The sequence below is a fragment of the Mesorhizobium sp. WSM4842 genome (assembly GCF_055901575.1).
In genome coordinates, this window is the sequence record NZ_CM148372.1 from 2885166 (window position 1) to 2898668 (window position 13503).

Sequence of the window (13503 nt, forward strand, 5' to 3'; positions counted from 1 at the left end):
CGGGCGCTGCTCTTTGGAGCTGCTGGGAGGCGGCGCTGCCCATGTCTGGACGGTGTGGTCTGCATTGCCTCGACAGGCACCTGACTGGAGGCTACCATGACTCTGAGCAAACAGGCCGCCAGTCTGGCTGTCCTGCATGTCACCGACGTCCTGCAGCCGCTGATCATCTTGCCCTATGCCGGGCGTGTCCTCGGACCCATGAGTTTCGGGCAGTACGCATATGCGCTCGCCATCGGACAACTCGCTGCCGTCGTCGTGGCCTATGGATTTCATTGGACCGCGCAGCGCAGGGTTGCTTCCCTTCGATACGAGCCGGCGGCGATCGCGTCACTCGCTGCTCAGGTCATGGCCACCAAGGCAGTGCTGTTCGTTGCCGTATGCCTGGTTGGCCTTGTGCTGGCCGGCGACGTCCTGGCGCTCAGTAGGCCGACATTCCTGTGCGCGATGCTCGCGGCCGCCGGCAGCATTATTTTTCCGGCCTGGCTCTTCGTCGGCCTGGAACGCGCCTGGCAGGCGGCCGTCGCGGTGGTTGTTGCTCGCGTTCTGGCGCTAGTCTGTTTCGTCGCCTTGGTCGCATCACCTGACCAGGTCGCGCTCGCCGTTGCCATCCAAAGCGCAGTTCCCGTCGTCAGTGGCGTCATCTGCTTACCTTTCATCCTTCCGATTGGGTTCGGCGGCTTCAGGTCCGTGACGCTTTCGACGATTGGAATGCAGCTGCGCAATGGCTGGAGCGGATGCCTCTTCGTAGCCATGGACGCTGCCCTCGTCACCCTCCCTGTCGCCCTTGTCGAGCATTTCGAAGGTTATGTCGCAGCCGGACAATATTCTGTCGCCGAAAAATTCCTATTAGCCGCGCGGGTATTTTTCAAGTTGCTTATGGATACCTTCCTCCCGAGGGTTTCATACTACGCTCATGTCGACCCTGCTGCCGGGATACGACTGATAAGGAGATCACTATTCACCATAGCAGGCGGAACGGCGATGAGTATTGGAATGTTCTTTGTTGCTCCAAATATAATATTGATCCTCTTTGGAGATGAATTTTCAGGAGCGACACCTATCGTGCGCGCAATGGCAATTATACCATTGCTGATGAACATAAATACATTCACATCAAATATATTCATGTTTAGTTACGGGTATGAAAATGAATGGACCGCCCTTAACGCATCCGGTCTGCTAGTATTCCTGGTGGCCGCATATTTTTTGTCTTTCGTCATGGCGGAGCAAGCCATTGTTTATGCGATGGTGGCGAAGGAAGTCGTCGTGCTGGTGGTTTCAGCCGGCTTCTTCCTCATTGGCGGAGCGGCCGTCCTTCGCACGGCGGCGGCTTGCGACGCAGGCCGGGTGCGAGGATATCCGCCGGCGTCCCAATCCGCGCCGTTGGAGCACGAGGCCGATCGTTTCCGGTCGTAGGAGAGCATGTATGTTCGCCACTGATCACTTTGTCGTTCAGCCGTCCGGGTCGCCTCACCAGCCGATCCCCCCCAAGGATCGCGACGAGCTGACCGCGAAAGACATCTTGAGATTTGTTCGAAGCAGTTGGCGCCTTTGCCTCCTCTGGATGGTTGTGAGCCTTGGTGTCGGCGGCGCATATGCGGTCCTTTCGCCTGGATATTACACCGCCTATGCGACGATCCTCCTTTCATCTCCGCCCGCTTCGCAACCGGGCGAAGCTGAGGCAGATGAGCGGGTCTATGTAGAGAGCCAGATACAGGTCATTCAGTCGGACGAGGTCGTCGGACGCGTTGTTGACCACACTGGCTTAGCGGAAGACGAAGAGTTTGTGATGGATGACAGCGTGCGCGCGCGGATCTCCAGCTATGTGCGGAGCCAATTGGCGTCTCTCTTCGGCACCGAACTGCCGACGGCGGAGCCAAATATTCGGCATGAGGCGATGGTCCTTGTGAGACGCGCGTTTTCCGTTCATCAGCTGGGTTCCTCCCGCGCCGTCGAGATAGGGGCCACCTCTTCCGATCCTCAGTTCTCGGCCATGCTCGCGAACGCGATCGCCGGCGGTTACATCGGAAGTCAGCGCGAGAGCCGGCAGGCGGCTCGCGCGGAAGAAGCCTCTGATCTGCACAAGCGGCTGGCGGAACTTCGGGAAAAGGCTTTTGTGACCGAACCACTGAAGAAACCCCCATCAGACCCTGAATCTGCGGAGAGGGCAAGAGTCCTTTTCCGCGAGCAGCAGAGCGCGGCCGAGGTTTATCGCTCGCTTTACAATGCCCTTCTGCAGCGGACCCACTCCGATTTTAGCGCCTCGTCGCTGATCCCGAGCGCAAGGGTTATCACGGCGGCCGAACCGCCTCGCCAACGCAGTTGGCCGCCAACGGTCCTGATGGTAGCGCTCTCCGTTATGGCCGGTGGGGTTGCCGGCGTTGGTCATGCATTGATCAGGCAAGCAATGAACCACCGCCTTATAACGGTCGAGGATGTGCACAGGTCGACCGGCCTTGATCGGATTGTAGGCATCCCCAGAATTCCCCGCCGCAGGTGGAATGTTGTGGGGCCATGCGAGCAGTCTTTGCAGCCCGTCTACTCAAAGGACGCTCCCGAGCTTCACAGCTCGCTGAGTAAGATTGCCACCCGGATGCGCGGAGTTCAGGGCCGCCAAAGCGGATTTGTAATCGGCGTTGCTTCACCCCTCGGCAGGTCCGGAAGCTCCACGGTGGCGGTTCATCTCGCAAGGATCATTGCGGCGACCGGGCAAAAGACACTGCTCGTTGATGCCAATTGGCAAAAGCCATCAATGGACCACCCAATGCTGAACGCGGAGCCAGGTCGCAAGCTCGCCAGGGCGTTTGCCACCATTTCCGCGGATCAGGAAGGGCTGGAAGTTCTGGTTCTCAGGCCCACGGGGTCAATCTCCGACTTGAATGCCTCGCTCTCCATCTCCGCTGCACTCCAGCATCTGCAGCAAGAATACAGTTGTATAGTGGTTGATTTTCACAGCACCGACCGCACCGCTGATCTGGAAGCGGCCATGGGCGTCATCAGCGAGGTCCTCCTGGTGCTGAAGGCACGCCGCACTTTCGCGGACCACCTTGAGGGAATCCTGCGCATCATCCCTGCAGAGAAACTCTCGGCAGTAATTTTGACCAGGATCAACCGTGCGGCTTTCAGTCCTAACCGGGAATACAGGCCATGACCTCGCCAGCGACATTGTCACGCAGGAAGGGTTCAGAGCCGGTCGACCTCGTTTGCAGCCATTCCCCTGACGTGCTCGACTACACCCTCTTTCTCTCCGGCATTTGGCTGGCCTGCGCCCTCGCAATATCCCTGCGCCTGCTTGGCCCTTTCTTCATAGTGATCCCGGTCGGTGTCTGTCTGGCCTATGCCGTGCTGCGGCAGACGGTGCCGCCTCGTCTGCTGGCGGTCTACACCGCCTTCTGCCTCTTCATTGCCCTGCTGTCCAGATACGGGCTGATGCCGGATTCCTGGCAGGTTCACTTCCTTCAAGAAGCAGTCATAAGGCAAATCGTCCCGATTGTGGGATTCTTCGCCGTCGCATGGGCATCCAAGGCTTATTTCCGCCGCAGGCTGATGAATGGCAATGCCTTTTTTGGTGCACCCGTTTTCTTGTTCCTGTCTCTCGTTGTCGCTCCGGCGGTGATGTTTCAGCAGGACGTGCAATATCAGGGCGCATCTCCGCAAGCCACGATACCGATTCTTTATGGTTCGCTGATCAATAACATGGTCATTGCCGCGTTTTTCATTGCAGGCGGTATTTTTCTGACGAACGACTGGCGCCGATACGGCGGCATTTTGCTCTTATTGGGAATAGCCCTCGCCAGCCCCTTGGCTCAGTTCAAGGTGCTCGCGGTCACGATGATCGTCATTCTAATTGGCGTGCCTGGCCGGTTGATGGCCGCAGCTCTGGCGACCGCACTGACTTCGGCCTATGCCGTCGGGCTGAACTTCATACCTCAAACCTTTGCTCTGGACCCGAATTCCGGGATCCGACTCGCGTTCATTTCGGACGCACTCGCATCCCTTGCGGATACATACGGATTTGGCATCGGATTTGGGAAGGAATCGGTCCGATGGCGATATGAGTTTCCCGGGTTCGAGGATATTACCTTTCTTCCTGACACCAGGAATATTACGCATGCCAAAATGCTTGAGATACTCTCGACAGGAATTCACAATTCGTTCTTTCAAGCCATATTGCGGACGGGGGTCATTGGTTTCATTTTGATCGTGTCTGCCATTTTGGTGGCCTTCCCGCCAAATCGACTGCCACGCGGTGTTAGCAATCATGCGTCCACAGTCTTCATCACGATTTTCCTCGCCATGTTCGTCAATCCAGTCCTGGAGAGCCCTGTACAGATTGTGGGAATTGCTTTCTCATACGGCTATTTGATTGCACTTCGCGCCAGCGTTCCGGCCTTGGCTGTGGAACCCCCTCCAGTTGAAGCGGGTCGAACGCAGCATTGCGCTTGTTCATACATCTGACCGAACATGGATGCGGCCCACCCGACATCGGCGGGCTATCGTTCTCGGTAGAAGGGGATCGCGTTGTACCGATTTTGGCGCGGCAGGAGCAGGAGAGCCGTCCGCTGATGTGCCCGCTCATGCGTCGGCGCCGTGCCGCTTCCATGAGGAGTGCCTCGAAAGAGCCAGCGAGCCAGCCATTTTGCCTCGGCCTTGGCTATGCCTCCTCTGGTAGTATAGGGCCATCCACTGCGCAGGTTCGGCCGCGCCGGAGAAACCCGTGCTAAGTCGCCCGTAGAGATACGGGGGCAACCGTTGGGGGACCCATGAAGCTGTTGAGATCCTTGTTGTCGGCGCTGTCGATGACCATGGCTTCGACCCGCCTCGCTTCGCTGGCTGGCGCCATCGCTCTGATTCCGACAGCGGCACTTGCCGACTACACGCTACAGCCCGGAGATACGCTGGAAGTATCGGTCCCTGGTATTCCGGATTTCAGGCAGCGATTGCTGATCGGAGTGGACGGCGAGGTGAACTTGGCGCTGGTTGGAGCGGTTCAAGTCAGCGGCCTTTCCATTCAACAAGCGCAGGAAATAATCGCTGGCAGTCTCGCCAGCAAGCAGTATCGGCAGGGGACCGCGGACGGCCGTGAAATAACGCACCTGATCGAGACCGACCAGGTCTTCGTTTCGCTTGCCGAATACCGGCCCATCTATGTTTATGGTGATGTGGCCAAGCCGGGAGAGTACATCTTCCGGCCGGGTATGACCGTCCGACAGGCTGTGGCGGTTGCGGGTGGCTACAGCGCTGCCCAGGTTCGCATCGCCAATCCGCTCATGGAAGCGGCCGATTTCCGTTCCGAGTACAAAGCCCTATGGGCGCAATTCGCAATGGAACAGGCTCGCATTTGGCGCCTTCGCACCGAACTCGGCGAAGAAGTCAAACATGTCGAGAACGTGCCGGTGCCTGAGGCGCTCGCCGAACGATTGAAGCAAACGGCATCAGCGCATATCGAAGCTCGTCTGTCAGACAGTGAAAAGGACAAGGAGCTTCTGCGACGTGCTGTCGAGGAGACTAACCTGCAACTGGGGCTCCTGTCTGAAAAGAAGAAGAAGGACGAAGAGGGAAGCCAGGCCGACGCCGACGAATACGAGAGCGTCAGGACGCTGTTTCAGAAGGGCCTGGCGCCGACCACGCGTCTATCTGAAGCCCGTCGAGCGGTGCTTATGTCATCAACCCAACTGCTCGACACGATCGTCCAGGCATCGAACATCGAGCGCCAGCGCGGTGAATATGTCAGACAGATGAATAAGATCGACAGTGAACGACAAATCGCGGCCTTGGGAGAGCTACAGGAGGCCTATATGAATCTGGCCCAGATCTCGGCGCGTCTTGAGGGTACCGCGCAGAAGCTGGCGCTTACAGGTCAAGCGCAATCCACCTTGCTGATAGCCGCGGGTCGGCCCGAGATAACAGTCCATAGAAAGCGAGAGCAGAGCGCCGAGACGCTCCCCGGCAGCGAAGATCTCGGGCTTGCGCCTGGCGACGTTGTGGAGGTCGTTTTGCCAAAGGCCGACTTTTCCGGAGCCGTCGCGTCGTCGCCACGGGCGTCCGGGATGCCGAATTGAGATTCGGACGGGGCGGACTGCGATGCGCGTCTTAATGGTTCATAATTTCTACCAGATACGGGCCGGAGAGGACAGCGTGGTTCGGGAGGAGCTCGCGTGCCTGAAGCAGAATGGGGTCGACGTCGAGCTGTTCTCTGCCACGAATGACGATATCGTGCGGGTCGCGCGCAAGATTTCTACCGCCCTGGGGGTTGTCTACAACCCTCATTCACGGCGGGCCCTGTCCCGAAAATTGGCGGAATTTTCACCGGATGTCGTCCATATCCACAATTTCTTTCCTCTCCTGAGCCCCTCGATCCTGGATGCGTGCCGCGAGGCCGGCGTGCCATCAGTAATGACCTTGCACAATTTCAGGATCCTCTGTCCCAGCGCCTTGCTTTATCCCGATGAGAGGCTTCGGGAGCGAAGTCTCCGCCACGCCTGCTGGTGGACTATTCCGAAGAAGGTCTACAGGAATTCCCTGGCGGGCACGCTCGCCCTTGCCGCAATGGTCGAGTTTCACAAGAGAGCCGGCACCTGGTCCCGCAAGGTCGACCGCTTCATTGCCCTTACCGACTGGGCCAGGCGTAAGCTTGTGGAAGGCGGCCTGCCGGCTGAACGCATTGTCGTCAAGCCGAACGCAGTTGCCAGGCCGCCGATCTTCGGTGACCTTCGTCGCAATGGAGGGCTGTTCGTCGGACGACTGGATGAGCACCACAAGGGAGTGGCCACGCTGCTCGAGGCGTGGAAGGAGATCGACTATCCGCTGCGGATCATCGGCGACGGGCCGTTGGCTCCGCTCGTCGAGCAATCTGCGGGCGAGCGCGTGGAATATCTCGGGCGTCAGTCGCGCGAGACGGTGCTGAAGGAGATGCAGGCTGCAGCATTCCTGCTCTTTCCGTCTAAAGGGTATGAATTGTTTCCCATGACCGTCATCGAGGCCTTCGCAAGCCGGCTGCCGGTCATCTGCTCGGAGCTGCCGTGGATCAAAGGGGTCGTGGAGCCAGACGTCACCGGCCTTGTCGTTCCTGTCGGCAATGCCGGCGCATTGGCCAATCAGGTGCGCTGGGCGCTTTCAAACCGATCTGCCTTGGAGGACTTGGCAGGCCGGGCCTATGCCGCCTATCAGGAGCAGTACACGCCCGAAGCAAACTTCAACCGGCTGATGGCCATCTATGAACCCCTGGTCAGGCGCCCAATCCGGGCCTTCGCGGCAGTGTCGTGAGGTGGGCCCGGAACATGCGCCGGCAGGAACCGGCCAGGACTGCCCAAAGGGCACACCAAGCTTCACGCGTCAACGAGCGCAGTGCGGCCATGCCGGCGGGCCGGGGTACTCCCTATTAGTCGCTGATCGATTTGCCCCGAGGATCGATCCTACCGCCTCGTGCACTTCGGAGAGGTTCAGCGCGTGCCCATGACTACCTCTTTTGTTTCCATTACTGAAACAGCCGCGAGTGCGACGGGAGGCTGCGGCCCGCTCGCAGGCACCTATGCGAGGGGTTTGATCGAATGCGCATTGTCTTGACCCGGCGCGAACCTTTGGATTCGCCTGACGGTGTGAGCATCTTCATTGTGGCACTTGCCCAGGCGTTGCTCGAACTGGGGCACCAGGTGCAGATCGTGGTCGGCACCTTCGAAAGCCGCGCAAAATTCCAGCGACTTCTTTCGCCTCGCCTCGAGCTGCCGATAATCGGATTGAGCCGTGTGCCTTTGACCGGGCCGGCCTCAGTCGCGGCGTGGCTGCGGGCGATCGGCATCATCAATCGCTTCCGGCCGGAGGTTATCATCCACAGCGAGACGGTGCCGCTTCCGCTGCATGGCACGATCGTGCAGGTCGTCCACGATCTTCAGAGGCGGAAAGGGACGCTCGCGGCAGTCTGGCGAGCCATTCGACGGATAAGTTCGCGGCGCTCCCACCACGTCGTCGCCACTACGTCCGAGCTACAGGAAGAACTCGTGCTAGATCTTGGTCTGCCAAGGGACCAAATCCTCAAAATTCCCGAATGCATCGATCGCCAGTCATATGCGTCGCGTGGACTGGCAGATCGCGAGCGGGCAATCCTCCATGCCGGCACCTCGCCTTACAAGGCGCCGGAGGCGACGATCCGTGCATTCGGCGTCCTCAACGACCCTTCCGTACGGCTCTACGTGACGGGTGACATCACACGACCGGTGACGGAGGCGGTCGACGCTCTTCCTGAAGCGATACGGGGGCACGTGGTGCTTCTCGGCATGGCAGAGGGAGCACGCGTTCGCGAACTACACAGCCGCGTTCGCGTCGCCGCTTTCCCCACGCTCTATACGGTCCCTGTCGCCTCGGCAACGGTGATGGAGGCGATCGCCACCGGCACGCCCATCGTTGGGTCTTCAAGGCTCAGCCGGGATCTGCTCGCGGATGGCGTGAATGGGGCAGTGGTCGAACCACAGGCCGAGGCGATGGCCGCAGCGCTGAAGGCGGTGCTGGACGATGATGACCTTTGGTCGCGTTTGTCGGCGGGTGCCCGCGAGAGGGTTAGACAGTTCGATGCTCACAGTGTTGCAAAGCAATATCTGGAGCTCGCGAACCCCTCCGGATTGCGGTCCAACATCGGAATCTCGGTGAAGGGGGAGGAAGACAAAGGGACTGACGAACCGCGGCTCGCAGATCGTCAGCGGCTTGTCGGGCCCCTTGCATCCCATTCCCTGAAAGCTTCTTACGGTTGGGGAATGCGATGATCATCGGCTACTGTCGTATCAACTCCTTCGAACCCGCTGCCAGGCTGGAGGCGCAGAAGCTTTATCTTGCCCGGTTGGGAGCCGAGAACTTCTTCTGCGAGAAGGCCAGTATGTTCGGCTCGACGCCGGAGCTGGAGAGGGCGATCGCATGTGCCAGGAAGGGAGACGTGATTGCGGTCACGAAGCCGTACCGTGTTGCGCGCACAACCCGCGAAGTGCTGGCGCTCATCGAAAGGCTTGGCACCAAGGATGTCGGTCTTCGCATCGTCGACACACCTATCGATACGAGCACGACGACGGGACGCATGATCCTTGCATCAGCGCCTCTGTGGACGCTTGGGATGTCCCCGCCGCGGTCAATGCTAGCAGACCTGTTTCTCTTTTGGCGTCGTCGTCGGTAGGGCATGGTCGGAGGCGATGCGCCAGCGCACCCTCCGCTCACCGCCAGTCGAAGGCAAGCCGCAATGGCGGCCTAGGATCAAATGTCTTGCGCTCGATGGACCACCCGGCATGCACGGCCGCCGTTTCCCAGATGATGTTGCCGGGATTGGCGAGCGCGCAGACGCAGCAGTCCCTAACGCTGTGCTTTTCAGCGCCTTCCGATATCCGGGTATGGAACGACAGGCCGTTGGATGTCGGGGCGTCCCTGCCGTCCCGTGGCTCATTGTAGGTGTCCCGGCTCCGGCAGCGGTTGAACGAGCAACCGCCACTGCCGACCTTACCCTGCGGAACGGCCGAGAACGCGCCGTTGCCCTGTTGAACGGCATCGACGTCATCGACCCGGCAATTGAAGCTTCCCTCCAGCATGACGCCAGCGCCCGTGGGGCTGTTGTTGTAGAAGACGAGTCCACGTCGAATTGTACAGCGATCCGAGTGAAAGGCGGAAATATTGTCCTCGGTCCAGGAGGTGGGACCGTTCTCGGCCGAGAATTCTTCGAGGCTCGTATCCGAAGAGCGGTTGAACTGCACATTCTGTCCACGCGGGAACGGCCCGCGCGCGTCGTGCAGTTCGAGGAAGCTCATCTGGGTGCCCGGACAGTCGACGACATAGATATTGGAGGAGCCGCGGGACGCCTTGACACGGATGATGATCGCATCGGGGCAGCTTTCCAGCTCTATGTTGTTGCGGTTCTGGCTTGGTCCGGTCCCCGAGGGGGGAACGCCGACATGATCGATCTCGAGATCCTGCAAGCGTATTCCGGCGGCTCCCCGGGCGTATATCCCGCTGCCCATGGCATGACGAATGCGGCAGCTGCGGACGATGACGCCCTGATGGAGTGCCGTGATCCCGTTGCCATGGGGGGCATAGATGTCAAGATTTTCAATGATCTGCCCATCTGCGCGCGAGAGCACCGGTCCGCTTGGACGCAGAAAGGTGGCCGCGCCCCCGAACCATTTACCGCCGCCCGATCGCCCTATGCCCAGATGCAGCGCTGCGCCGACGACGCCCGAGACGGGCAGCGCCAGCCCGGCAAGGAGACAGCGCCGATTAGGGCGGGACTTCAAGAGATTGCTGGCCGCGCGACCCGTTCGGGTGTCAGACGTCGGCTCCGCTTGTGCGGAGACGTCGAGGTCGCCGACGAGATGCGGATGGGCATGCCGCATCCGTCCTCTCGGCAAGGCGGCTTCCTCGGCGAGATTGTCGTCAGGCATCCCCCATCTCCCCTGTGCGCCGGCCGGCGCAGGTTCCCCAAGAATGCAGATTGGCGGCAGGCTTGTGCCCGCACAGCATCTCTCCATTCAGCCCGCCGCGAAAGCCCTTCATAAGTCTTAATACCGATGGGCAAAGTGCCATCTGCCGGATTTCCTGCCATTCTCTGAAGCTGGCGATAAGCGGAGCGCGAACCGATGTCGGTCGAGGCGGATGTCTTTGACTATGTGATCGTCGGAGCCGGGGCGGCAGGCTGCGTCTTGGCCAATCGTCTGGCGGCTGACGGGACCAATTCGGTGTGCCTGCTCGAGGCGGGACCGTCCGACAGCAGCATCCTTCTGCACATTCCGGCGGGACTCTACAAGACATGCTCGAATCCGAAATATGCCTGGCAATTCGAAACGGAGCCGAGCCCGGGCACGGCCAATCGTTCCATTCCAATGGTGCAGGGCAAGACACTAGGCGGGTCGACCGCAATTAACGGGATGATCTACAACCGTGGCGCCGCTGCGGACTTCGACGAGTGGGCCCGCCAGGGCAATCGAGGCTGGGGCTACGCCGACCTGCTGCCCTATTTCAAGAGAACCGAGCGCAGGCTTGGGGCATGTGATCCCTTCTACCGCGGGACTGACGGGCTGCTTCCGGTTACAGACTGCGATTGGCGACATCCGCTTTGTGATGCATTCATCGAGGCCGCGCTAAATGCCGGTGTCCCGCGCAATCCCGACTACAATGCGGCAAACCAAGCCGGCGTGGGTTACTATCAGCGCTATATAGAAAAGGGATGGCGCGTGAGCGCAGGGCGGGCTTTCCTACGGCCGATCGCCAAAAAGAAGAACTTGGATGTCCGCACGAACGCGCAGGCCACTGCCGTCCTCTTCGGGGGAAAGCGGGCCGTCGGCGTTCGGTATGCGCGGGGGCCGGGTCATCCCATGAGCGAGGTAAAGGCCCGTAGCGAGGTGATCCTCTCCGCTGGGGCCGCGAACTCACCAAAATTGCTGCAGCTGTCAGGCGTCGGTGCTGCGGGTATGCTCTCGGAGCTTGGAATTCCGGTCGTGCACGAATTGTCCGGTGTCGGTACAAAGGTTCAGGATCACTACACCGTCCACCTGATCGCCCGGGTGGAGGGCATTGAAACGGTCAGCGGACACGGCGTCGCCCTCCTGCGCGAGGCGGCCAAATGGATGCTGGGCCGCCCGAACTTTCTCGCCGTCAGCCCGTCGCTCGTCTACGGGTACATCAACTCGCGGGACCTTCAGTCCACCCCCGATATCCAGCTTGAACTTACCCTGGGCAATTATACCGACCACGGCGCGCGGCGGTTTCCGGTCATCAAGCTTGGCTACTATCAGTTGCGGCCGAAGAGCATCGGACATGTTCGGGCGATCTCGGCCGATCCGTTTCAAGCTCCGCTCATCCAGCCCAACTATCTCGCCGATGATCGGGACCGACAGGTCGTCGTCGACGGCATGAAGGCCGTGCAGCAGCTGTTTCGGGCCCCCGAGCTCAGGCGCTACAACTGCACGGAAGAGCTTCCCGGCCCGAAAATAACCGACGACGCCGACCGTCTGCAGTTTGCCCGCGAAATCGGGCTGACTGCCTATCATTTGTGCGGATCGTGCCGGATGGGCCCGTCCGACAGTGCTGAATCTGTCGTGGACGACCAGTTGCGGGTCCACGGCCTCAAGGGCCTGCGGGTCGTTGATGCTTCCATCATGCCCTCCGTTCCCTCGGCCAACACGTCGGCCGCTGTCTTTATGATCGCGGAAAAGGCAGCAGACATGATCCTGGGTCGGCAACCCCTCCCGGCACTGGAGCACCATGCGCCGGTCCAACCTGCGGCGGCCGAATAGTTGAAAGTCGAACGACAAGTGCCGGGAGAATTCCTTGAAGAGACGTACACTGGTTGCCTCTGAATTCAATGCGAAGGACCGGGCTCACTTTGCGTTGGCGTATGAGTTTTGCCGCATCGTTGCCGAATGCGAGGATGCCGATCTGATCGCCCCCGGCATCGACAACTACCTGACGAGACACTTTCACGCCATCTTGCCAAAGCACGACCCTCACAACGTCCAGCGTGACTTCAACAGACTGACGAGCGCGATTCGCAAAGGGCTAGGCTTGAGGAACGCACCAACCATGGAGCATGTTCGGCTCACCCAAGACTATGACCTTTTCTTCTTCGTCGCTTGGAGCCCGCAAAGTCTTGTTGAATTGTCTCGGATCCACGACTGGCGCGGCCGCTGCAAGGTTGCTGTCGCGTATCTGTTCGAACTCTGGTCGAGCACGCTCGAACAGGACCGCCAATATCTGAAGCTCCTGGACCAGTTCGATCACGTGTTCCTGTTGCACAGCGCGTGCATACCGCGCCTGCCTCAATACACCCGCACGCCCTGTTCCTTTCTTGCCACGGGTGTCGACGGCCTTATTTCAACGCCGTATTTGTCGCCGGTCAAACGCGTGGTCGACGTATACTCGTTCGGCAACCGAGCCGCGAAAATGCACCGGCAGCTTCTGAACCTGGCCCAAGACCGGGACTTCTTCTATCTCTACGACACGCTCGCAAGCACAGATTCCCGGGTCAGGGACTGGCATGAGCATCGGTTGCTGCTCGCCAATATCATCAGGCGCACGCGCTATTTCATGGCTTTCAGTCCTGCGGCACTTGCAAACTCCAAGTCCGTCACGGTTGCCGGCGAGCAGGTGCTGCCTGCCCGTCTCTTCGAAGGGGCCGCGGGCGGCGCCGTCATGCTTGGGACCGCGCCGCAATGCGCCGAATTCGGCGAGCACTTTGACTGGCAAGACGCGGTGATCGAGGTATCACCAGACTCGAGCAGTATCGCAGACGTAATTGGCGAACTCGACGCAAACCCCCGCCGTACGGAATTGTTGCGCCGAACAAACGCGGTCCGTTGCCTAGAGATGCACGATTGGGTTTACCGTTGGGAGCACATCCTTGTCACGATCGGAATGGAGCCGTTCCCGCGACTCCACATTCGCAAGTCCCTGCTGCGACAGATCGCCGCCGATGCGATGGCGCTCGCCTAGACGATCAGGCCCGAAAGTGGGAACCGGTTTCGGGTTCGGTGCTCAAAC

At 59.9% G+C, this 13503-nt stretch carries 10 protein-coding genes; 9 read left to right on the forward strand and 1 reads right to left on the reverse strand.

All coding sequences use genetic code 11. From position 1 onward, the window contains the following. Positions 1 to 96: 96 nt before the first annotated feature. The 7 genes from AC0NIE_RS14020 (at position 97) to AC0NIE_RS14050 (ending at position 9157) form a co-directional block, all read left to right on the forward strand. Positions 97 to 1416, forward strand: a complete 1320-nt coding sequence (locus AC0NIE_RS14020) for an oligosaccharide flippase family protein (protein WP_473489148.1) — start codon at positions 97 to 99, stop codon at positions 1414 to 1416. Between the two features lie 10 nt (positions 1417 to 1426). Beyond that, positions 1427 to 3151 (forward strand): Wzz/FepE/Etk N-terminal domain-containing protein, encoded by a 1725-nt coding sequence (locus tag AC0NIE_RS14025; RefSeq protein ID WP_473489147.1) that lies wholly within the window; start codon positions 1427 to 1429, stop codon positions 3149 to 3151. Continuing rightward, positions 3148 to 4458 (forward strand): O-antigen ligase family protein, encoded by a 1311-nt coding sequence (locus AC0NIE_RS14030; protein WP_473489146.1) that lies wholly within the window; start codon positions 3148 to 3150, stop codon positions 4456 to 4458. The genes AC0NIE_RS14025 and AC0NIE_RS14030 overlap by 4 nt, the downstream gene beginning before the upstream one ends. Positions 4459 to 4763: 305 nt before the next feature. Next, positions 4764 to 6062 carry a polysaccharide biosynthesis/export family protein gene (locus AC0NIE_RS14035; protein ID WP_473613743.1) on the forward strand — a complete coding sequence of 433 codons (1299 nt, stop codon included), beginning with the start codon at positions 4764 to 4766 and terminating at the stop codon, positions 6060 to 6062. Continuing rightward, on the forward strand, positions 5968 to 7266 hold the full coding sequence (locus tag AC0NIE_RS14040; RefSeq protein WP_473489144.1) for a glycosyltransferase family 4 protein: 1299 nt from the start codon (positions 5968 to 5970) through the stop codon (positions 7264 to 7266). Before AC0NIE_RS14035 ends, AC0NIE_RS14040 begins: the two co-directional genes overlap by 95 nt. 296 nt (positions 7267 to 7562) lie before the next feature. Beyond that, positions 7563 to 8756, forward strand: a complete 1194-nt coding sequence (locus tag AC0NIE_RS14045) for a glycosyltransferase family 4 protein (RefSeq protein WP_473489143.1) — start codon at positions 7563 to 7565, stop codon at positions 8754 to 8756. After that, positions 8753 to 9157: a recombinase family protein gene (locus tag AC0NIE_RS14050; RefSeq protein WP_473489142.1), complete on the forward strand. Its 405-nt coding sequence runs from the start codon at positions 8753 to 8755 to the stop codon at positions 9155 to 9157. Before AC0NIE_RS14045 ends, AC0NIE_RS14050 begins: the two co-directional genes overlap by 4 nt. 37 nt (positions 9158 to 9194) lie before the next feature. Here AC0NIE_RS14050 and AC0NIE_RS14055 read toward each other — a convergent pair whose 3' ends face one another. Then, positions 9195 to 10409, reverse strand: a complete 1215-nt coding sequence (locus AC0NIE_RS14055; RefSeq protein ID WP_473489140.1) for a hypothetical protein — start codon at positions 10407 to 10409, stop codon at positions 9195 to 9197. A gap of 195 nt (positions 10410 to 10604) precedes the next feature. On the opposite strand from AC0NIE_RS14055, the gene AC0NIE_RS14060 reads away from it, so the two are divergent. Beyond that, positions 10605 to 12260: a GMC family oxidoreductase gene (locus AC0NIE_RS14060; RefSeq protein WP_473489139.1), complete on the forward strand. Its 1656-nt coding sequence runs from the start codon at positions 10605 to 10607 to the stop codon at positions 12258 to 12260. A gap of 34 nt (positions 12261 to 12294) precedes the next feature. Beyond that, complete coding sequence (locus AC0NIE_RS14065; protein WP_473489138.1) at positions 12295 to 13455, forward strand: glycosyltransferase; 1161 nt, start codon at positions 12295 to 12297, stop codon at positions 13453 to 13455. Positions 13456 to 13503 lie beyond the last annotated feature (48 nt).

What these genes read in the sequence shown, in the direction of transcription:
- AC0NIE_RS14030 (WP_473489146.1), top strand. Translation starts at nt 3,148, where the DNA reads ATGACCTCGCCAGCGACATTGTCACGCAGGAAGGGTTCAGAGCCGGTC.
- AC0NIE_RS14050 (WP_473489142.1), top strand. Translation starts at nt 8,753, where the DNA reads ATGATCATCGGCTACTGTCGTATCAACTCCTTCGAACCCGCTGCCAGG.
- AC0NIE_RS14055 (WP_473489140.1), bottom strand. Translation starts at nt 10,409, where the DNA reads ATGCCTGACGACAATCTCGCCGAGGAAGCCGCCTTGCCGAGAGGACGG.
- AC0NIE_RS14020 (WP_473489148.1), top strand. Translation starts at nt 97, where the DNA reads ATGACTCTGAGCAAACAGGCCGCCAGTCTGGCTGTCCTGCATGTCACC.
- AC0NIE_RS14060 (WP_473489139.1), top strand. Translation starts at nt 10,605, where the DNA reads ATGTCGGTCGAGGCGGATGTCTTTGACTATGTGATCGTCGGAGCCGGG.
- AC0NIE_RS14035 (WP_473613743.1), top strand. Translation starts at nt 4,764, where the DNA reads ATGAAGCTGTTGAGATCCTTGTTGTCGGCGCTGTCGATGACCATGGCT.
- AC0NIE_RS14025 (WP_473489147.1), top strand. Translation starts at nt 1,427, where the DNA reads ATGTTCGCCACTGATCACTTTGTCGTTCAGCCGTCCGGGTCGCCTCAC.